At 69.4% G+C, this 19,347-nt stretch carries 18 protein-coding genes; 8 read left to right on the top strand and 10 right to left on the bottom strand.

Annotated elements, in window-relative coordinates:
• Positions 1-235: 235 nt before the first annotated feature.
• From ABZ893_RS13085 to ABZ893_RS13075, 3 genes are all read left to right on the top strand, one after another.
• Positions 236-808, top strand: coding sequence for a dihydrofolate reductase family protein (locus tag ABZ893_RS13085; protein ID WP_361401406.1), 573 nt, complete (start codon positions 236-238; stop codon positions 806-808).
• 65 nt (positions 809-873) lie between these two features.
• Positions 874-1,659 (top strand): SAM-dependent methyltransferase, encoded by a 786-nt coding sequence (locus ABZ893_RS13080; protein ID WP_361401403.1) that lies wholly within the window; start codon positions 874-876, stop codon positions 1,657-1,659.
• A gap of 25 nt (positions 1,660-1,684) precedes the next feature.
• Complete coding sequence (locus tag ABZ893_RS13075) at positions 1,685-2,161, top strand: hypothetical protein (protein WP_361401400.1); 477 nt, start codon at positions 1,685-1,687, stop codon at positions 2,159-2,161.
• Between the two features lie 139 nt (positions 2,162-2,300).
• Here the strand turns inward: ABZ893_RS13075 and ABZ893_RS13070 are convergent, their stop codons facing one another.
• Genes ABZ893_RS13070 through ABZ893_RS13045 form a run of 6 tightly spaced genes read right to left on the bottom strand, consistent with a single transcriptional unit; the run spans position 2,301 to position 8,757 of the window.
• The gene (locus ABZ893_RS13070) at positions 2,301-3,098 is read right to left on the bottom strand and encodes an ATP-binding cassette domain-containing protein (RefSeq protein ID WP_361401397.1); all 798 of its coding nucleotides are present in this window, start codon (positions 3,096-3,098) and stop codon (positions 2,301-2,303) included.
• The gene (locus tag ABZ893_RS13065; protein ID WP_361401394.1) at positions 3,095-4,102 is read right to left on the bottom strand and encodes an ABC transporter ATP-binding protein; all 1,008 of its coding nucleotides are present in this window, start codon (positions 4,100-4,102) and stop codon (positions 3,095-3,097) included. Before ABZ893_RS13065 ends, ABZ893_RS13070 begins: the two co-directional genes overlap by 4 nt.
• Positions 4,099-4,977 (bottom strand): ABC transporter permease, encoded by an 879-nt coding sequence (locus ABZ893_RS13060; RefSeq protein ID WP_361401391.1) that lies wholly within the window; start codon positions 4,975-4,977, stop codon positions 4,099-4,101. Before ABZ893_RS13060 ends, ABZ893_RS13065 begins: the two co-directional genes overlap by 4 nt.
• Positions 4,974-5,906: an ABC transporter permease gene (locus ABZ893_RS13055; RefSeq protein ID WP_361401388.1), complete on the bottom strand. Its 933-nt coding sequence runs from the start codon at positions 5,904-5,906 to the stop codon at positions 4,974-4,976. Before ABZ893_RS13055 ends, ABZ893_RS13060 begins: the two co-directional genes overlap by 4 nt.
• Positions 5,903-7,525 (bottom strand): ABC transporter substrate-binding protein, encoded by a 1,623-nt coding sequence (locus ABZ893_RS13050; protein WP_361401386.1) that lies wholly within the window; start codon positions 7,523-7,525, stop codon positions 5,903-5,905. The genes ABZ893_RS13055 and ABZ893_RS13050 overlap by 4 nt, the downstream gene beginning before the upstream one ends.
• Positions 7,522-8,757 (bottom strand): amidohydrolase family protein, encoded by a 1,236-nt coding sequence (locus tag ABZ893_RS13045; protein WP_361401383.1) that lies wholly within the window; start codon positions 8,755-8,757, stop codon positions 7,522-7,524. Before ABZ893_RS13045 ends, ABZ893_RS13050 begins: the two co-directional genes overlap by 4 nt.
• A 79-nt stretch (positions 8,758-8,836) precedes the next feature.
• Between ABZ893_RS13045 and ABZ893_RS13040 the strand changes: the two genes are divergently transcribed.
• Complete coding sequence (locus tag ABZ893_RS13040) at positions 8,837-9,523, top strand: FadR/GntR family transcriptional regulator (RefSeq protein WP_361401380.1); 687 nt, start codon at positions 8,837-8,839, stop codon at positions 9,521-9,523.
• Positions 9,524-9,957: 434 nt separating this feature from the next.
• On the top strand, positions 9,958-10,902 hold the full coding sequence (locus ABZ893_RS13035; RefSeq protein WP_361401378.1) for a TauD/TfdA family dioxygenase: 945 nt from the start codon (positions 9,958-9,960) through the stop codon (positions 10,900-10,902).
• Between the two features lie 76 nt (positions 10,903-10,978).
• On the opposite strand, the gene ABZ893_RS13030 is transcribed toward ABZ893_RS13035, so the two are convergent.
• The gene (locus ABZ893_RS13030; protein ID WP_361401375.1) at positions 10,979-11,695 is read right to left on the bottom strand and encodes a DUF4232 domain-containing protein; all 717 of its coding nucleotides are present in this window, start codon (positions 11,693-11,695) and stop codon (positions 10,979-10,981) included.
• Positions 11,696-12,047: 352 nt separating this feature from the next.
• Between ABZ893_RS13030 and ABZ893_RS13025 the strand changes: the two genes are divergently transcribed.
• The gene (locus ABZ893_RS13025) at positions 12,048-12,851 is read left to right on the top strand and encodes an IclR family transcriptional regulator (protein WP_361401372.1); all 804 of its coding nucleotides are present in this window, start codon (positions 12,048-12,050) and stop codon (positions 12,849-12,851) included.
• 149 nt (positions 12,852-13,000) lie between these two features.
• Here ABZ893_RS13025 and hutH read toward each other — a convergent pair whose 3' ends face one another.
• Both hutH and ABZ893_RS13015 read right to left on the bottom strand, forming a co-directional pair.
• Positions 13,001-14,554, bottom strand: a complete 1,554-nt coding sequence (gene hutH / locus ABZ893_RS13020) for a histidine ammonia-lyase (RefSeq protein ID WP_361401369.1) — start codon at positions 14,552-14,554, stop codon at positions 13,001-13,003.
• Positions 14,555-14,903: 349 nt separating this feature from the next.
• A complete protein-coding gene (locus ABZ893_RS13015; RefSeq protein WP_361401366.1) occupies positions 14,904-16,370 on the bottom strand; it encodes an amino acid permease in 1,467 nt (488 codons plus the stop codon).
• A 138-nt stretch (positions 16,371-16,508) separates the two neighbouring features.
• Here ABZ893_RS13015 and ABZ893_RS13010 point away from each other — a divergent pair, with 138 nt between their 5' ends.
• A complete protein-coding gene (locus ABZ893_RS13010; protein WP_361401363.1) occupies positions 16,509-17,342 on the top strand; it encodes an IclR family transcriptional regulator in 834 nt (277 codons plus the stop codon).
• A gap of 107 nt (positions 17,343-17,449) precedes the next feature.
• On the opposite strand, the gene hutC is transcribed toward ABZ893_RS13010, so the two are convergent.
• Entirely contained in the window at positions 17,450-18,217 is a 768-nt protein-coding gene (gene hutC / locus ABZ893_RS13005; protein ID WP_361401360.1) for a histidine utilization repressor, read from the bottom strand.
• A gap of 228 nt (positions 18,218-18,445) precedes the next feature.
• On the opposite strand from hutC, the gene hutU reads away from it, so the two are divergent.
• A partial coding sequence (hutU, locus tag ABZ893_RS13000) for a urocanate hydratase (RefSeq protein WP_361401357.1) occupies positions 18,446-19,347 on the top strand: 902 nt, incomplete at its 3' end.

Raw genomic sequence — 19,347 nt, 5'->3', positions numbered from 1 at the left:
CCGCCGGCCACACGTCCGGCTCTCCGTCCACGGGGGTGGCGGGGAGCCGGGCGGGGGAATCCGGGCACGGGCAGGACGCGCACCCAAGAGTTTCTACGTGCACCCAAGAGTTTCGACACGCGCCGATGAGTTTCCCCGTGGCTCGCGGTCATTCAGTCAGTCAGACTCGGTGAGCCGGTGGTTCACTCGCTCACCTGCTCACTCACTGAAATCAGCTGTAACGGGAGATTCCGAGATGCGTACTCTGATCAGCACCGCCTTCGTCTCGCTCGACGGTGTCGTCGAGGCCCCCGGCGGAGAGCCCGGTTACCGGAACGCGGGATGGACCTTCAAGGACATCGAGTTCCTGCCGGAGGCGTTCGAGATCAAGGGCCGTGAGCAGCAGGAAGCCACGGCCATGCTGATGGGCCGGGTCAGCTACGAGGCGTTCAGCCCGGTCTGGCCCGACATGGAGGACTTCGCCGACTACAAGGAGATGCCGAAGTACGTCGTCTCCACCACTCTCTCCCCCGACGACCTCGTGACCAACTGGGGCGAGACGACGATCCTGCGCTCGGTCGACGAGGTCGCCGCGCTCAAGGAGACCGAGGGCGGCCCGATCATCGTCCACGGCAGCGCCACCCTCAACCACGCGCTCTCCGACGCCGGCCTGATCGACCGCTACCACCTGCTCGTCTTCCCGTTCCTCCTCGGCGCCGGCAAGCGGCTGTTCAGCGCCACGGACAAGGACGCCCAGAAGCTGAAGCTCGTCGAGCAGGAGGCGTACGCGAACGGCGTGCAGAAGCAGGTCTTCGACGTCGTCCGCTGACCGGGCACCCTTGCGACTGGCAGGGAACCCTCGCGAACGAACGCCGACAGGAAGCTGAGTCACGGATGACCCCGGAAGACGCCGGACCTTTCATCGACACGAGCAAGCCGCACCCCGCGCGTGTCTACGACTGGCTTCTCGGCGGCAAGGACAACTACCCGGTCGACCAGGCGATGGGCGAGAAGCTGCCGGGCGAGGCACGGGCGAACGCGGCGCGGAACCGGGCGTTCATGCGCCGCGCCGCCGCCTGGCTGGCGCACGGCGGAATCCGCCAGTTCCTCGACATCGGCACGGGCATACCCACCGCCCCGAACCTGCACCAGATCGTCCAGGAGATCGCCCCCGACTCCCGGATCGTCTACGCGGACAACGACCCCATCGTGCTGCGCCACGCGGAGGCGCTGCTCGTCAGCACCCAGGAGGGCGCGACGCACTACCTCCAGGCCGACGTGCGCAGGCCGGAAGAAATCCTCCAACGCGCCCGCGCCCGCCTGGACTTCGACCGACCTATCGCCCTGTCCCTCATCGCGCTGCTGCACTTCATCACCGACGACGAGGACCCGTACGCGCTCACTCGCACCCTCGTCGACGCGCTTCCGTCGGGCAGTTACCTGGTGCTGTCGCACGGCACCACCGACGAGCACCCGGAGCTGGCGGAGTCCGTCAGCAACACGTACAAGGCCGGGCAGGTACCGCTGCGGATGCGGCGGCGCGCGGAGGTCGAGCGCTTCTTCGAGGGGCTCGACCTGGTCGACCCGGGACTGGTCACGGCCACGTACTGGTACAAGGACTCGCCCGCGCCGGAGGAGGAGCTGAGCGGGTTCTACGTGGGCGTGGCGCGGGTTCCGTAGCTCGGAACGGGGGAAGGGTCTGCCCGTGAATCGACGATGGGCGACAACCATGGGCGCGTCCGCGCTGATCGGTGTGTTCGCGGTCGGCGGCTGCGGCGGCCCGGCAGGGACCGACGGCGCCTCGTCATCGAGTTCCGAGCCGACCACATCCTCCGCCCGCCTTTCTGACGAACCCGACGCCTGCGCGGACGGCAACTGCGAGATCACGGTGTCGAAGCCGGTGACCGTCCGGTTCAAGGGGCCGGACGGACCGGTGACGCTGACCGTGAACAAGGTCGGGCCGAACGAGGCCGATTACATGCTGAAGGGCGGCAACGGGCTGGCCCAGGGCGGGGCGTCGGGGGAGCGGAGCGGATGCGTCACCGTTCTCCGCAGCAACGGCAGCAGCACCTCGTGCGGACGGGCCTCCGACACCGGGCCGAGCGCCGAGCCCGGAACGGTGGCGATTCAGCTGGCGACGGGCGAGGACGGCACGGCGACCCTCCGGATCGCGTCGGACTGAACGCCTCCGCGGCCTGCCCATAGAGTCTCCAGCCAGCGCAGCACGAGGCCGCCGGTGCTCCTCGCGGAGAACCGGCGGCCTCGTCTATGCCGAGCGCCGAGCGCCGAGCGCCGAGCGCCGAGCGCCGAGAGCGTCGGCGTCAGGCCGAAGCCTGCTGCCTCCGCGTCGGCTTCCAGCCGGGGCGAGGCACCGCGGCGCGCAGGGTCCGCGTGTACTCCTCCTGCGGGTCGCGCAGCAGGTCGGCCGTGTTGCCCTTCTCGACGATCCGGCCGTTCGACATCACGATCGCGGTGTCGCTGATCTGGTGGACCACGGCGAGGTCGTGCGAGATGAACACGTAACTGATGCCGCTGCGTTCACGGATGTCGGCGAGCAGATTGAGGATCTGCGCCTGGATGGAGACGTCGAGCGCCGCCACCGCCTCGTCCAGGACGAGCACCTCGGGCTCGACGGCGATGGCGCGGGCGATGGCGACACGCTGCCGCTGACCGCCGGAGAGCTGGCGCGGCAGCATGTCCGCGTGCCGCTCCGCCAGACCGACGGCCTCCAGCAACTCCAGGGAACGCTTGCGGCGTTCGGCCTGAGTGAGCGGGAAGTGCAGCGCGAGACTGGTCTCCACGACGTCGCCGATCCGCTGGAGCTTGTCGAGCGACGAGTACGGGTCCTGGAACACGATCTGGATCTCGCGGGCCCGCTTGCGGCGCTCCCGCGACGACACGCGACCGCTGCCACGCGGCCGGCCGCAGACGTCGATCGACCCGGCCGTGGGTGTCTCCAGGCCGACCAGCATCCGCGCGACCGTCGTCTTGCCCGACCCGGACTCGCCGACGACCGCGAGGGACTGGCCGCGTTCGAGCGTGAAGGACACGTCGTCGACCGCGACCGCCGTGCCGAACTCCTTACGCAGGCCCGACGCCTCGATGACGATGTCGCTCATGACTCTCCCTGCAGCGTGAGTTCCCCGGCCCGCACGCACGCCACGCGTGCCCCGTCCAGCTCCAGCACGGGAGGCCGGCTGTCATGGCAGTGCCCCTGCGCGTGGGCGCAGCGCGGAGCGAACGCGCACCCGTCCTCCGCCTCGAACGCGGCGAGCGGCCGACCGGGAATGACGGGCAGCCGGTGCACGACCGCGTCGATGCTCGGACGCGACAGCATCAGGCCCGAGGTGTACGGATGCCGGGGCGCCGCCGTCAGGGCCTCGGCCGGCTGGGTCTCGACGATCCGTCCGGCGTACATGACGGCGAGGCGGTCGCAGGTGGCCGCGGCCAGCTCCAGGTCGTGCGTGATCAGCAGCATGGCCATGCCGTGCTCCTGGCGCAGTTCGTCGAGAATGGCCATGACCTCGGACTGCGTGGTGACGTCCAGGGCCGTGGTCGGCTCGTCGGCGAGCACCAGATCGGGCTCGACGGCGAGCACCGACGCGATCATGACGCGCTGGAGCAGACCGCCGGACAGCTCGTGCGGATACTGGCGCATCCGCCGCTCGCCGTCCATGATGCCGACGTCCGCGAGCAGTTGCACGGCACGCTTCGCCGCCTCGGGGGCGGGCACGTCCAGGTTGGCGATCATCGCCTCGGTGAGGAAGTCGCCGATGCTGCGTACCGGATTGATGTGGGCCCGCGGGTCCTGGAAGATCATCGCGATCCGTCGGGTACGGAGGCCGCGCAGGACCTTGTGGTCCGCTCCGGTCACCTGGGTGCCGTCGAAGACGATCTCGCCGGTGACGCGGGCGCCCGGTGGTGTCAGGCCGAGGATCGTGCGGGCGGTCATGGACTTGCCCGAGCCCGACTCGCCGACCAGGCCCACGGCTTCGCCCCGGCCGATGGACAGGTCGACCTCTTCGACGAGCGGCCGCCACTCCTTGCCCGCGGGGACGGCCAGGCCGACCTTGCGCAGGCGGAGCAGTTCACCGTCGGAGACGGGATTCTTGTCGAGGCTCATCGCCGGCCACCTTCTTCCTGGCCGAGACGGTCGCCGAGCACGATCACCGCGGCGACCACAAGGACGATCAACAGGCCTGCGCCCAGCGCCTCCAGAGGCTGTCCGCGGGTCGCGCTGTCGAGACCGCTCTTGACCATGAGGCCCCAGTCGGCGGTCGGCGGCTGTACGCCGAGGCCGAGGAACGAGATGGCCGCGAGGTCGATCACGGCGAACCCGAGCGCGGACACCGACTGAGCGATGATCAGCGGACGCAGGTTGGGCAGCAGATGCCGTACGCAGATGGCGAAGGCCGACCGGCCCTGCACCCAAGCCGCAGCGACGTAGGGCAGGTTGCGCTCACGCAGCGCGGCGCTGCGCACCACGCGGGCCACGTACGGGGTGTACGCGACGGCCAGACCGAGGACGACGCCGGTGACGCCGGGCCCGACCACCGCCACGGTGATGAGGGCGAAGACGATGCCCGGCACCGCGAACAGGACGTCGAGGAGCCGCGACACGACCGCGTCCACCTTGCCGCCCGCCCACGCCGCCGTGATCGCCAGCGTGGTGCCGATGACCGTCGACAGGACGATGATGAGGAGCGGCCCGCTCAGTGTCGTACGGGCGCCCCACATCAGCCGCGACAGGACGTCACGGCCCAGCGCGTCACCGCCCAGCGGGTGGGCGCCCGACGCGTGGCCGAGCGCGTTGAACAGGTCCGGCTGGTCGGGGTCGTAGGGAGCGATGAAGGGGGCCAGCAGCGTCACCAGGGCCACGAGGACCAGGAGCGCCGCGGCCGTGACACCGAGCGGACCGAGTGAGCGCACCGCGCGGGACGCGCCGCCCTTGGCGCGCGATCCGAGTGACCCGCGGACGCGGGTGGTGATCGCGGTCATCGGGACATCCGGGGATCGAGGGCTTTGTAGCACAGGTCCACCACGAGATTGACGAGGACGAAGGCGGTGACGAGCACCAGGACGACGGCCTGCACGACCGCGAAGTCCCGCTGGAGGATGGCTCGTACGAACAGGGAGCCGAGGCCGTCGAGAGCGAAGACGTTCTCGACGACGACGGAGCCGGCGATGAGGCTGGCGATGGTGAGTCCGGTGACGGTGATGACCGGGATCGACGCGTTGCGCAGCACGTGACGGCGGATGACGAGCGACTCGGCGAGCCCTCGGCTGCGCGCCGTCTCGACGTGTTCACGGCCCAGTTCCTCGCGGACCGAGGCCCGGGTGATCCGGGCCAGGAACGCGGCGCTGCCGAGGCTGAGTGTGATCGCCGGGAGCGTCAGGTGGTACAGCCGGTCGCCGAAGCCGTCACCCGGCCCGAAGACCGGGAACCAGCCGAGGCCGAGGGCGAAGACGATGACCAGGACGACGCCGATGACGAACGTGGGCGTGGCGAGGAACGCCGAGGAGATCGCGCTGACGACGGCGTCGACACGGCCCTTGCGGAGCCCGGCGAGCGTGCCCGCCGCCACGCCGACCACGACGATCAGGACGGTGGAGTACGCCACCAGAAACGTCGTGGTCGTCGCGCGGGCGGACATCAGGGCCGACACGTCCTGCCGGTACACCAGGGAGCTGCCGAAGTCGCCGCGCACGGCGTCCCCCAGCCACGTGGCGTACCTGACGAGGAACGGGTCGTCCAGGTGGTACTGCGCCCGGATCGCCGCTATCTGCTCGGGCGTGCCGCTCCGGTTGCCCAGGAGGAAGGCCATCGGCCCGCCCGGGACGAGGTAGAGCAGCCCGTACACGAGGAACGACGCGACGAGGAGGACGACCGCCAGACCGACCAGGCGGCGGAGCAGGAAGACCGTCACTTGGCCCCCAGCCCCACGGCCCACGGGTAGTACAGGTACGGGGAGGACGGCACGGCGCCGGTCACCCTGTTGTTCATGTACATGATCACGGGGAGGTTGTTCAGGGGCATCCAGGTGACGTCACGGGTGACCTTGTCCTGGATCCCGGTGACGAGCGCCGCGCGCTTCTTCGGGTCGCCCTCGCCGCGCGCCTTGTTGATGTCGTCGTTCACGCCCATGAAGTCGCTGAAGTTGGTCCGGCCGCCCTTGCGGAAGACGGTGTAGACGTCCAGCGGGTCCGGCACGTTGCCGTACCAGGTGCTGAGGAACGCGTCGATGCCCTTGCGCGCCTTCGGGTCGCTGTAGAGGTTGCCGTACTGCTCGACCGGGATGACCTTGATCTCGATGTCGACGCCGAGCGCCTGACCGGTGGCCTTGAGGAGGTTGGCGGTCTGCTCGTGCACGGCCGAGCTGCCCTGGACGCCGATGACGATCGGCTTGCTGGGCTTGCCCGCCTCGGAGAGGAGCTTCTTGGCCTTGGCCAGGTCGACGTTCTCCGGCGGCAGGGCGTCGTAGGCCTTCTTGAACGTGTCGCGCTCGTAGCCCCAGTAGTCACTGCCGGTCAGGGCGCGCTGCGGGGCGGCGGTGCCCTGGAAGACGACCTTGGAGATCGCGGCCCGGTCGAGCGCGAGGGACAGCGCCTGACGCACCTTCGGGTCGGCGTACGGACCGGACTTTGCCGAGCCGAGCAGCGCCCAGAACGTCAGCGAGTGGCCCAGGGTGACCTTGCCGCTCTTGGACTTGCGGAGCTGGTCGAGACCCGCCGGCGGCAGGTAGAAGTACTGGCCGTCGACCTCGCCGGAACGCAGGGCGTTGACGGCGGTCGTCTCGTCGGCGATGAACTTCAGGACCAGCGAGGAGGACTTGGCCTTGAGGTTCGTGTCCCAGTAGTTCTCGTTGCGGGTGAGGGTCATCGAGTCACCCGACTTCCAGTTCTTGAACTGGAACGGGCCGGTGCACATCACGCCGCCGGACGGGGTGCCGACCGACTTGCCGGCCTTGTCGAGGAACTTCTTCTCCACGACCGCGCCGGCGGCGGTGGCCATCGCCTGGTTGAACAGGGCGTCCGGCTGCTTGAGGGTGACCGTGACCTGCATCTTGCCGGTCGCCTTGATGGACTTGACCGTGCTGAAGTAGTCGCCCCACCACGTGCCCAGCTTCGGGTCGAGGTGACGGTTCAGGCTCGCGGCGACATCCGCCGCGGTCAGCGGGGCACCGTCCCAGAACTTCACGCCGTCGCGGATGGTGTACACCCACGTGGTCGGCGTCGGGTTCTCGGACTTGGTGGCGAGACCCGGCGTGATCTTGAAGTCCGGGTTCATCCGCAGGAGGCTCTCGCACATGTTCGAAAGCGCGGTGTTCTCCGCGTAGTTGAAGGACCGGATCGGGTCCAGCGTCTGCGGCTCGTACGGGAGGTTCCACGTCACCTTGGCCAGCCCCTTGGTGGCGATGGGCGTGGTGCTCTTCAGGTCGAGCTTCGCCGGCGCGGCGTCCTTGCCGGACGTGTCGGCTCCGGAGGAGCAGGCGGAGAGGGTGAGTGCGAGCCCGAGTCCGAGGACGGGCAGGGTACGGCGCTTCATCGGGAAGCTCCTTCCGGGATGGGGGTGCCCTCAGCGAGTGGTTGTGCGGTCTCGACGAGCTGTCCGTCTCGTGCGATCACCCGCCCGCCGCGCACGACGAGGCTGGGTACGGGCCGGTCGACCACGATCTGGGCGACCGATTCGCCGGGAAGCAGGACGAAGTCGGCGGTGTCACCGATGCGCAGGTCCGTCCGCTCAAGGCCCAGGAGCGCGGCGCCGCCGTGGGCCACGACGTCGTAGCACGCGGCGAGTTCGGCGTCCGTGCGGGCGTCGGTGCGGTACGCGAGAAGGTGAGCGCGGTTGATCATGTCCCCGTCGCCGAACGGGGTCCACGGGTCGCGGATGCCGTCCGATCCGGCCGCGACCAGCACGTTCCGCTCGCCGAGCGGGCCGAACGGGACGACCGGGTCGGCGCCCAGGGCGCAGGTAGCCAGGGACACCCCCGCCTCGGCGAGGATGTCGCCCATGCGGGCCAGTTCGTCACCGGCGAGCTCGCCCAGGCAGAAGACATGGCTCACGGTCACGCGGCCCCGCATTCCGTGTGCCACCGTGCGCCGGGCGATCTCGGTGACCTGCTCGACCCCGGACGGCCCGCGGTCGTGCAGATGGATGTCGATCGGCACCGACGCCTTCTCGGCGAGACCGAACAGGACGTCCAGATGACCGTGCAGGTCACCGTCGACACCCACCGGATCCAGGCCGCCCAGCACGTCGGCACCTTCGGACAGGGACTTTTCCAAAAGTTCGGCGGTCCCGGGCTCGGTCAAAAGGCCGAGCTGGGGAAACGCCACGATCTGAACATCGAGCAGGCCGGCGCGTGCGGACGCGGCGGCGCGGACACCGTGGACATTGGAAAGGCCGTGCACAGGAGCGACGTCGACATGGGCCCGCATCGCCCGCGTACCCCGGACGACGGCCCGGTCCATGAGCGCGCCGGCGCGCTCCTCGACCGGTTTCGTCATCCGGGCCCGGGCGGCGACCTCGCCGTCGATGAGCTCTCTCAAAGTGTCAGCGGGCTCGCGGCTGAGCCACGGCCCGCCCCACGTGGTCTTGTCGGGATGAATGTGCGCGTCGACAGGGGAGGGCAGCGCCAACGCGCCACCACCGTCGACGATTTCGCAGCCTTCGGGCAGAGCGGGAGGGGATATCGCGGCGATACGGCCATCAGCGACCAGAAGGTCGCACGGCTGCCCGCCATGAAGTCGAACTGCGGTGAACAAGACGTGCGTCATGAGCGGCATTACTCCTTCGTTGGAGAAGAACCGACGGATAGAGTTACCAGGTCATCTGATGACTAGAGAAGAGGTGGGGATGAAAAACGTTGAGCGTGCCCCGTCGCTCGTCGACTCGGTGATCGCCGCTCTGCGGCAGGAGATCGAGACCGGGGCCTGGAAGCTCGGTGACAAAATCCCGTCGGAGACCCGGCTGGCCGAGACCCTCGGCGTCAGCCGCCTGTCCGTCCGAGAGGCCGTACGAGTCCTGGTGCACTCGGGCCTGCTGGTGACCCGGCAGGGCAACGGCACCTACGTGACCGCCACCGACGAGTCCCAGGTCGCACTGCGCCGCCAACTCGACCGCGCCGGAGCCCAGGACATCATCGACGTGCGCCGCGGCCTCGACATCGTCGCCGCCAGGCTCGCCGCGACGCGGCGCACGGCGGACGACCTCCGACTGATCCAGAAGGCACTCGACGATCGGGCGGCGGCGAGTCGTGACGCCGACGTCGAAGCCTTCGCCGACGCTGATGTCGACTTCCACCTCCATATCGCCGAGGCCTCCCGCAATCCCGTACTCCGCGATCTCTACCGGGGGATGAGCGACGCGCTGCGCGACAGCGTCAAGGCCGACCAGTGCATGAAGCACGCCCTCGACGGACACGACACGTCGCACGAGGACCTGCATCAGGCCGTCAAGGACGGGGACGCGGGTGCCGCGGCGGCCATCGCGCTCGCCATCCTCGACAGCCAGGAGCACGACGGCGGACGGCCGCCCGCCTGACCGTCAGCCGCAGGCGTGTTCCCGCACAGAATCCGCCTGCCCCGGTGGCTGTCGTCGTGCCCGCGTCCCCCGTGGGGGGCACGACGACGGCCGCCCGGCGGAAACGTCGTACATGAGCGTGAGGTATCGGACCACGGCTCTCTGCGCTACGGTGACCGACATGCAGACGCACGCGAACTTCCGTGAGAGTGAGCCGCAGTACAGCGGCCCCCACGGTGTGTGCGCGCCCCGCGGATACGGCTTTCTGCGCCGCCGCGGCCGGGTGGGTTCCCCGCCCGCCTCTTCGTGTCGCTGAACCCGCACGCTGACTCTGCTCGCTGAATCTCCTTGCTGGATCAGCTCTCTGAGGCCGTGTCAGGTCCGCGCACCTGCCTTAGCCCGAGCCGCCCGAACCAATTCCCACCCACGGCTTCCCATGCTCGAAGGAGTTCGCCATGTCGCTCACCCGTGACGTCGCCCCCGTGGCAGCCCTGCGTGACCACCGCATCCCCGCCGACGGCCTCTACGAGGGCGCGCGCATCCTGAACCGCCTGCCGGAAGGTGTGGGGGAGCGGCCCTACGAGCGGTTCGAACTCGTACCGCAGAGCCGTGTCATCGGCGCCGAGATCCGCGGCCTCGACCTGTCGCGTCCCCTGTCCGACGCGTTGCGGGAGGAGCTGAACCGAGCGCTCCTCGAATGGAAGGTGCTCTTCTTCCGGGGCCAGCACCTCACCTCCGACGAACAACGCCAATTCGCTCTCAACTGGGGCGAGTTGGAGACCAATCCACTACTCGCAACCGGTGACGCGGACGACGTGGTCCGCTTCGACAAGTCGGCCGGCGCCGTCCCCACCTTCGAGAACGTGTGGCACGCGGACGTCACCTTCCGCGAACGCCCGGCCCTGGGCGCAGTGTTGCAACTGCGGGAGGTGCCACCGCTGGGCGGCGACACGATGTGGGCCGACATGGCGGCCGCGTACGACAACCTGCCGGCGGAGGTGCGGGAGCGGATCGACGGCTTGAGTGCCGTCCACGACTTCCTGCCGGGCTTCGCGCGCTTCTACTCGGCGGAGCAACTCGCCCCTTTCCAGGAGCAGTTCCCGCCCGTTCAGCACCCGGTCGTGCGCCGCCACCCCGAGACCGGGCGCCGGATGCTGTTCGTCAACACGTCCTTCACCACCCGGATCGTCGGCCTCGGACGCGAGGAGAGCGACCGGTTGCTCCGACTGCTCTTCCAGCAGGCTCACGTCCCGGAGTTCCAGGTGCGTTTCCGATGGCAGGCGGGTGACATCGCCTTCTGGGACAACCGTGCCACCCAGCACTACGCCGTCAACGACTATGCGCCGTACCCGCGCGTCGCGGAACGGGTGGCGATCGCGGGGGACCGCCCGTTCGGCTGAGTGGACGCGCGAAGGTGTGTGGTTGACTGTCGCCAACTCCTCATTTGTCCTGGGGAGTTGGCGACAGTCGTACGTCTTACTGGCCCGCGCCCGGCTTGGTGCTCACCGGGTGGACGTACGTGCCCGAGCGCGAAGCGCCGTCCTGGAGCAGGATGTTGCCCCACGGCCAGTCGAGGGTCACCGAACGGGTCTCGTTCGGCGGGGTGATCTCGACCTGCTTCGGGTACCAGCCGTCCTTGTCGCCGTCCTCGTTCTCGGAGAGGAACGTCAGCGGGGTCCACGCCTGCTTGCCCGGCTGCAGCGTCACCGGCTCGGCCTTGTCACCCGAGCGCGGCAGGGCCCAGTCGGTCTTGCCGGTGTTGTCCGCCGGGTCCTTCTTCTTGCCGCCCACGAAGGTGACACCCGGGAAGCCGTTCAGCACACACGCGTGGTCGGACGTGTTCTTCATGCCGACCGACGTGTGCTGCTGCTCGGTCTTGCGGGCCACCGCCGGCTCACTGCCGTCCTTGGACTGCGAGAACCCCTTGATGTCGAGGTCGGACGTCTTGCAGTTGGGAACGTTGCCGCCGGCCTTCTTCATCCCCGGGTCCGAGTCCGAGCTGGGCTGCCCCGCCAGGTCGGCGCTCTGCTTGGGCGCCGTGTCGTAGGTGACCCCGGCCTTGGCGTCCTCCTTCTGGGCGCCGTTGCAAGCTGTCGTGGTCAGCGACAGGGTCGCGAGCGCCGCGACGGCCAGAACGACGTGCTTCCGGCGGCCGCGAAGGGTGCTCTGCGTGCGGTCTGCGGTCGAGCTCATGAACTAACTGCCCCGATTCATATGGTGCACGTGTGATGTACGCGTACGTACCCAAGTGCCAGTCGATCGCACTTGCATACGCATGGACGAGAATACGAGGCACCACACACCGACCTGTGAGAGGGGGGTGTGCGGGCACACGTGGGAGCCCTCAACTCGCCCCGGGCACACGTGTGCTGACGGGTGGTCGAGACAGATGTCGGCGCCCCGGCACCCTTCTCGCGGGCACCCACGCACCGAGCCACCACACACACCGACCCGGGAGACGTTCCGGGTCGTGAAGAGTCTCGGATGGCAGACGTGGTGAGGGCCGGAGCGCGAGGTCTGCCGGGCGGCGGCGTACGCTCGCGGCATGTCCACCGTCCCCGCTGCCGCGCAGGTGCTCGCCATCCTCCGGTATCTCGCCGCGCAGGCCGGTCCCGTACCGGCCGCGGCCATCAGCCGCGATGTGCAGCTGCCCCGATCGACGACGTACCACCTGCTCGACACGCTCGCCCGCGAGGGATTCGTCGTGCACCTGCCCGAGGAGCGTCGCTACGGGCTCGGCGTCAGCGCCTTCGAGCTGGGTTCCGGTTACAGCCGTCAGGCGCCCTTCCAGCGCCTCGCCCGGGTCCCGCTCGCCAAGCTCGTCGACCGCACCGGGCACAACGCCCACCTCGCCGTGCTGCACGGCCGTGAGGTCATCTACGTCATCGAGGAGCGGGCGCCGGGCCGCTCGCCGCTGGTCACCGAGGTCGGTGTGCGGCTGCCGGCGCATCTGACCGCGAGCGGCCGCGCGCTGCTTGCCGGGCTGCCGCAGGCGCAGGTGCGGGCGCTGTTCCCGGACGCCTCGGCGTTCGTCATGCGCAACGAGTTCGGCCCGGGGTCACCGTCCGCGCTGCGGAACCTCCTCGTGGAGGTGCGACGCCGCGGCTACGCGACGGAGGACGGCGAGATCACTCCGGGATTCGCGTCGGTGGCCGCCGCCGTTCTCGACCACACCGCCCACCCCATCGCGGGTGTGGCCGTCACCTTCCCCGCCGAGGACGTGGATCCGGATCAGCAGGTGGAGATCGCCAAGCAGGTGGCCCGTACCGCCGCGGAGGTGACCCGCCGGGTGGGCGGTGTGACCGACCCGGCACGTGTTCCGGGACGCGGCACGTCGCCCACGCGCTGAAACACCCCTGGCGGGCCGAAACGCCCCGGAGCTGAGGCGCGCCCCAGAGCTGAGGTGTGCCCTGAAAACACGTCCGGCCCGGCGCACCTGTGCGGGGTGCGCCGGGCCGTGACCGTTGTGTGATGCCTACCTATCGGAGGCGTCCGCTATTAGCTGAGGCGACCGGCCTTGGACTCGGCGGCGGCCAGCGCGCGACCGGAAGCCACGTACTGCACGGCCTCCTCGATCTCCGGGGCGAGCCAGCGGTCCGTGCCGGGACCCTCGACGGTCTCACGCAGACCGGCGACGACGGCGGCGGTGGCCGGGGCCGGGGTCAGCGGGGCGCGCAGGTCCAGGGCGCGAGCGGCGGTGTACAGCTCGACGGCGATGACGCGGGTCAGACCGTCGATGGCCTTGCGCAGCTTGCGGGCGGCGGACCAGCCCATCGACACGTGGTCCTCCTGCATGGCGCTGGAGGGGATCGAGTCGACCGAGGCCGGCGCGGCGAGGCGCTTGAGCTCGGACACGATGGCCGCCTGGGTGTACTGGGCGATCATGTGGCCGGAGTCGACGCCCGGGTCGTCCGCGAGGAACGCGTTCAGGCCGTGGTTACGGGCCACGTCCAGGAAGCGGTCGGTGCGGCGCTCGGAGAGCGAGGCCAGGTCGGCGACGCTGATGGCGAGGAAGTCCAGGACGGCGGCGACGGGCGCACCGTGGAAGTTGCCGTTCGACTCGACGCGGCCGTCGAGCGTGACGACCGGGTTGTCGACGGCGCTCGCGAGCTCACGGGAGGCGACCAGCTCGGCGTGGCCGAGGGTGTCACGGACGGTGCCGTGGACCTGCGGGGTGCAGCGCAGCGAGTACGCGTCCTGGACGCGGGTGCACTCGGGGCCGCGGTGGCTGGCGACGATGCCGGAGTCGGCGAGCAGGGCGCGCAGGTTGCCGGCGCTGTCGGCCTGGCCCGGGTGCGGGCGCAGGGCCTGGAGGTCGGCGGCGAACACGGCGTCGGTGCCGAGCTGGCCCTCGACGCTCATCGCGGCGCTGATGTCGGCGGTGCGGAGCAGCAGGCGCAGGTCGTGGGCGGCCAGGACCAGCATCCCGAGCATTCCGTCGGTGCCGTTGATGAGGGCCAGGCCCTCCTTCTCCTGCAGCACGACCGGCGTGATGCCGGCCTCGGCGAGGGCCTCGCCGGCGGGGCGCAGCACGCCCTGGGCGTCGCGGACCGTGCCCTCACCCATGATGGCGAGCGCGCAGTGGGCGAGCGGCGCGAGGTCGCCGGAGCAGCCGAGCGAGCCGTACTCGTGGACCACGGGGGTGATGCCGGCGTTCAGAAGCTTGGCGTAGGCCTCGGCGGTCTCCACGCGGACACCGGTGCGGCCGGTGGCGAGGGTGGAGAGGCGGAGCAGCATGAGGGCGCGGACGACCTCGCGCTCGACCTCGGGGCCCGAGCCCGCGGCGTGCGAGCGGACCAGGCTGCGCTGGAGCTGCTGGCGCAGGGCGTGCGGGATGTGGCGGGTGGCGAGGGCACCGAAGCCCGTGGAGACGCCGTAGTGAGGCTTGACGTCCTCGGCCAGGGCCTCGATGACCTCGCGGCTCCGGGCGATTTCCTTCAGCGCCTCGGGGGCGAGGGTGATGGGCTCGTTGTGACGAGCGACGGCGACGACATCGTCGGCGGACAGGGCGTTGACATTCACAACTACGGTCATGTCTCTATGAAGCGCCATGCCGGACCCCTTGCGCGACCATTTCAAGGGACAACTTGTCTGGTATCCCAGACGTTCGCCGACGGCCGGGGGCGGGGCGCGGCGCATCGAGCGGGGTCAACGGGGTGATGGGCGTCAGGCATCTGGGATCTCAGACGTTTGGTGTACATGTCAGCGACGTACCGGCCCGTGAACGGACGGCGTGCGGGCCGGTGAACGGAGGGTGCGCGGGCCGGTGGACGGACGGTGTGCGGGCCGGTGGACGGAGGGTGCGCGGGCCCGGAAACGTCCCGAACGCAAGACGCACCATGACGAGCACATCGGCTGTGCTCGTCATGGTGCGTCCACGGGGTGGTGCGCGGTGGCGACGCTAGGACTGTGCCGCCGAGACCGTCTCCAGGTCCTCGGCGTCCTCGGCCGGAGCCTCGTCCACCGCGGGCTGCGCCTGCGTCTGCGAGGCGTCCTGCGTCAGGCCCGCTCCGGGCTTACGGGGGCGGCCCCACAGGAAGAAGATGCCGGCCAGCAGCGCGAGCCAGACGACGCCGACCAGGAGGGCGACGCGGGTGTCGGACGAGAAGGCCAGCAGCACGAGCACGGCGACCATGAACGCGATGGTGATGATCTGGCCGTAGGGCCAGAACGGCGCCGGGTACTTCAGCTTCGACGCTTCCTCGGCCGACATCTTGCGACGGGCCGCGACCTGCGAGAACAGGATCATCATCCAGACCCAGACCGTCGCGAACGTGGCGATCGAGGCGATGATCAGGAAGATGTTCTGCGGCATCAGGTAGTTCAGCAGGACGCCGAGGAGCAGGGCGCCGATCATGATCAGGGTCGTCAGCCACGGCGCGCCGGTGCGGGTGACCTTGCGCATGGCGGCCGGAGCCTGACCACGCTCGGCCATGCCGTACATGATGCGGCCGGCGGCGAAGATGTCGCTGTTGATCGCGGACAGGGCGGCCACGATGACGACGATGTTCAGCACGGTGGCGGCGGAGCCGACGCCGAGGGACGAGAAGATCTGGACGAACGGGCTGCCGCCGCCGTCGACGTTCTGCCACGGGTTGAGCGACATGATGACCGCGAGCGCCAGCACGTAGAAGAGCACGATGCGCACGGGGATCCAGTTGACCGCGCTCGGGATCGTCTTCTCGGGGTCCTCCGCCTCACCGGCCGTGACACCGATGATCTCGGTGCCGCCGAAGGCGAACATGACGACCGCGAAGGACATGATGAAGCCGTGGCCGCCCTTCGCGAAGAAGCCGCCGTGGTTCCACAGGTTCGAGATGCTGACCTGGTGGCCGCTGTGCAGGCCGAAGACGATGATCGCGATACCGGCCACGATCATCGCGATGATCGCGACGACCTTGGCGAGGGAGAGCCAGAACTCCAGCTCACCGAAGACCTTCACGCTGAACAGGTTCATCGCGCCCACGACGAGCACGACGGCGAGCACCCAGATCCAGCGGGGTACGTCGGGGAACCAGAAGCTCATGTACACGCCGAAGGCGGTGACGTCCGCGAGACAGACGATCACCATCTCGAAGGCGTAGGTCCATCCGGTCGTGAAACCGGCCAGCGGGCCGAGATACTTGGTGGCGTACTCGCCGAACGAGCCCGCCACGGGGTCGCTCACGGCCATTTCACCGAGCGAGCGCAGCACCAGGAAGACCGCTGCTCCGCCGATCAGATACGCCAGGAGGACCGCGGGTCCGGCGGTTTTGATCGAGTCGGAGGAACCATAGAAGAGCCCGGTGCCGATGGCTGAACCGAGAGCGATGAAGCGAATGTGGCGGGACTTCAGTCCCCTGCTCAGGGTCGCCGCTTTTTCAGTCAACGAATTGCCCTCCTTGGGACGGTGTCCCGGACGGGGTGGGGGGTGCTTGTTGTCGGTCTTCGCGACCGGGAACACGCCCGCATTAACGGAGGCGTCTTGTATATTCCTGTCTATACAGGCCCGTCAAGAGGTGAATCGGTGAGTGAACGCGAGGTTACGACCAGTAGTAGTTCACCGGCTGCCAGCAGCACGTCACCCGCGGTCGGACGGGCCCTGGACATCCTCCTGCACCTCGCGGGCCGCCCCGGCCTCGTACGCGCGGGCGCGATCGCGCGGGATTTGGGCATCCCGCGGTCGTCCGTCTACCACATCCTCGCGGTGCTGGTGGAGCGCGGTTTCGTGACCTATGTCGCAAAGGAGCAGGCGTACGGACTGGGGGTCTCGTCGTTCGAGATCGGCTCCGCGTATTTGCGCCACGAACCACTGGAACGCATCGCGCGGCCCATCCTGCGCACCCTGTCGAACCGCCTCGGCCAGACGGTCCACCTCGGCATCCTCTACGGCGCCGAGACGGTCTACCTGCTCAAGGAGCGCCCCACCACGGGCCGCTCCGGTGATGTCGACACCCCGCTCGTCACCGACATCGGCGTCCGCTTGCCGGCGCACCTCACGGCAAACGGCCGCGCCCTGCTCTCTTATTCCGGCGAGGCGCAGCTGCGCGCGCTCTTCCCCCGCCCGGGAAGCCTGATCACCCGCACCGGCAAGGGCCCGCGGTCGCTGCCGGAGCTCATCGCGCTGCTCGCCCGGGACCGTGAGCGCGGCTGGTCGGAGGAGATCGAGCTGGTGTCGGAGGGGCTCAGGTCGATCGGCGTGGCCGCGTTCGACCACAACGAGCACCCGGTCGCCGCCCTCAGCAGTACCTGGCACCGCCACTACTCGCGGCACGATGTGGACGAGGTGCGGGAGGCCCTTCAGGAGGGCGCGACGCGGCTGACATCGGCGGTGTCGGGACGGGCTCCCAGGAACGGGTGAGCGTGTTCCGGGGGTGCCACGCAACCTTCCGGGGGTGCCCACGCAAGCTTCCGCACGTAAAAAGGCGACCCCACACCACGTGTGAGGTCGCCCTTGTGCGTCGGCGCTCAGTGCGTGTCGAACGTGCCCTCGAGCCGGTACCGGGATCCGGGGTGCAGCAGCCGCGCGATGCTCACCAGCGCTTCCTGGGACCAGGTGCGGCGGTGGATCCGCAGACACGGCTCCGACTCCGCGATGCCGAGGATCTCCGCCTCCTCCGCGGACGGCAGCACCGCCTCGACGATGTGCTCGCCCCGGCCCAGCGGAGCCGCCTCCGAGAGGTACGTGAACGGGGTGCGCCGGGTGAAGTCCTGCTCCAGGTAGTGCGGCGCGAACACCGGATTGACGTACCGGTCCTCCAGCTGGACGGCCACGTCGTCCTCGAAGTGCACCACCCGCGAGCGGAAGACCGGCGCGTGGGCGTCGAGCCCGAACTGGCCGTTGATCTCCAGGCCCGCGTCCTCCTCGCGGAGCAGCAGCACCCGCGCGTGATAGTGGCGGCCGCGGTGCTGGACCTCGTCGGCGATGTTCTGCACCTCGGCGAGTGCGGCGCTGCCCTTCTCGACGTGCACGAAAGTTCCCACGCCCATGACGCGCCGGAGCATCCCCTGAGCGCTGAGCTCGCGCAGCGCCCGGTTGATCGTCATCCGGGAGAGGCCGAGCGACTCGACGAACTGGTTCTCCGACGGCAGGGCGTCGCCCTCACGCCAGCGGCCACTGGTGATCTCCTCGACCACCAGGTCCTTCACACGCTGATACGCGGGAGCCGAGCTCGACGCCCGCTCCTCGTACAGCCGCGCGAGGTCCGCACCCTCGACGCGCAAGCCGCTCACCATCCTCGTCACCCTTCGTTCCCCCCGGCCCGGGTAGCGGGCGCGCCGAGATTCTAGGCGAAATTGCCTGCTCGGCCCGGGGTTGAGTGCCCCCAGTGATTAGCCGAGACGAGGGCGCGTGGCAAGCATCGTTCTCGGATCCGAGAATCCCCGCCCATCTCGCTGGCCCACGTGCCCGTAATTGCGTGTCATAGGTAGCGAAGAACGAGATCTCCCCTCTCAGGAGCAAGCATGACCGCCGAGTCCCCCCGCACCATCCGCGCTCCGCGCGGCAACGACCTGAACAGCCTCGGCTGGCAGCAGGAGGGTGCCCTCCGGATGCTCATGAACAACCTCGACCCCGAGGTTGCCGAGCACCCCGACAAGCTGGTCGTGTACGGAGGCACCGGCAAGGCTGCCCGCTCCTGGGAGGCGTACGACGCGATCGTGCGCACGCTGAAGACGCTGAAGTCGGACGAGACGCTGCTGGTGCAGTCGGGTAAGCCGGTCGGTGTCATGCGCACCAACGAGTGGGCGCCGCGTGTGCTCCTCGCGAACTCCAACCTGGTCGGCGACTGGGCGAACTGGGAGGAGTTCCGCAAGCTGGAGGCCGAGGGCCTGACGATGTACGGCCAGATGACGGCCGGCTCGTGGATCTACATCGGTTCGCAGGGCATCGTCCAGGGCACGTACGAGACCTTCGGCGCGGTCGCGAAGAAGAAGTTCAACGGCACCCTCGCGGGCACCATCACCCTGACCGCCGGCATGGGCGGCATGGGTGGCGCGCAGCCGCTGGCCGTGACGATGAACGAGGGCGTCGCCCTCTGTGTCGACGTCGACGAGACCCGCATCGACCGCCGCATCGGCACCCGTTACCTGGACGTCAAGGCCGACAACCTGGACCACGCCCTCGAGCTGGCGATCAAGGCCCGTGACGAGCGTCGTGGCCTGTCCATCGGTGTCGTCGGCAATGCCGCCGAGATCTTCCCGGAGCTGCTGCGCCGCGGCGCCCCGATCGACATCGTGACCGACCAGACCTCGGCGCACGACCCGCTGGCCTACCTGCCGGTCGGCATCTCGGTCGAGGACTGGGACAAGGAGCGCGAGGCGGACCCGGCCGGCTTCACGGAGAAGGCCCGCCAGTCGATGCGCCT

The organism is Streptomyces sp. NPDC046821 (assembly GCF_040645335.1).
Classification (GTDB): domain Bacteria; phylum Actinomycetota; class Actinomycetes; order Streptomycetales; family Streptomycetaceae; genus Streptomyces.
The sequence above is the reverse complement of the archived record's forward strand: the minus strand, read 5'-3'. Positions and strand labels throughout refer to the sequence as shown.

What these genes read in the sequence shown, in the direction of transcription:
- hutH (WP_361401369.1), bottom strand. Translation starts at nt 14,554, where the DNA reads ATGGCGCTTCATAGAGACATGACCGTAGTTGTGAATGTCAACGCCCTG.
- ABZ893_RS13080 (WP_361401403.1), top strand. Translation starts at nt 874, where the DNA reads ATGACCCCGGAAGACGCCGGACCTTTCATCGACACGAGCAAGCCGCAC.
- ABZ893_RS13085 (WP_361401406.1), top strand. Translation starts at nt 236, where the DNA reads ATGCGTACTCTGATCAGCACCGCCTTCGTCTCGCTCGACGGTGTCGTC.
- ABZ893_RS13060 (WP_361401391.1), bottom strand. Translation starts at nt 4,977, where the DNA reads ATGACCGCGATCACCACCCGCGTCCGCGGGTCACTCGGATCGCGCGCC.
- ABZ893_RS13050 (WP_361401386.1), bottom strand. Translation starts at nt 7,525, where the DNA reads ATGAAGCGCCGTACCCTGCCCGTCCTCGGACTCGGGCTCGCACTCACC.
- ABZ893_RS13065 (WP_361401394.1), bottom strand. Translation starts at nt 4,102, where the DNA reads ATGAGCCTCGACAAGAATCCCGTCTCCGACGGTGAACTGCTCCGCCTG.
- ABZ893_RS13025 (WP_361401372.1), top strand. Translation starts at nt 12,048, where the DNA reads ATGTCCACCGTCCCCGCTGCCGCGCAGGTGCTCGCCATCCTCCGGTAT.
- ABZ893_RS13040 (WP_361401380.1), top strand. Translation starts at nt 8,837, where the DNA reads ATGAAAAACGTTGAGCGTGCCCCGTCGCTCGTCGACTCGGTGATCGCC.
- hutC (WP_361401360.1), bottom strand. Translation starts at nt 18,217, where the DNA reads ATGGTGAGCGGCTTGCGCGTCGAGGGTGCGGACCTCGCGCGGCTGTAC.
- ABZ893_RS13045 (WP_361401383.1), bottom strand. Translation starts at nt 8,757, where the DNA reads ATGACGCACGTCTTGTTCACCGCAGTTCGACTTCATGGCGGGCAGCCG.
- ABZ893_RS13030 (WP_361401375.1), bottom strand. Translation starts at nt 11,695, where the DNA reads ATGAGCTCGACCGCAGACCGCACGCAGAGCACCCTTCGCGGCCGCCGG.
- ABZ893_RS13070 (WP_361401397.1), bottom strand. Translation starts at nt 3,098, where the DNA reads ATGAGCGACATCGTCATCGAGGCGTCGGGCCTGCGTAAGGAGTTCGGC.
- ABZ893_RS13035 (WP_361401378.1), top strand. Translation starts at nt 9,958, where the DNA reads ATGTCGCTCACCCGTGACGTCGCCCCCGTGGCAGCCCTGCGTGACCAC.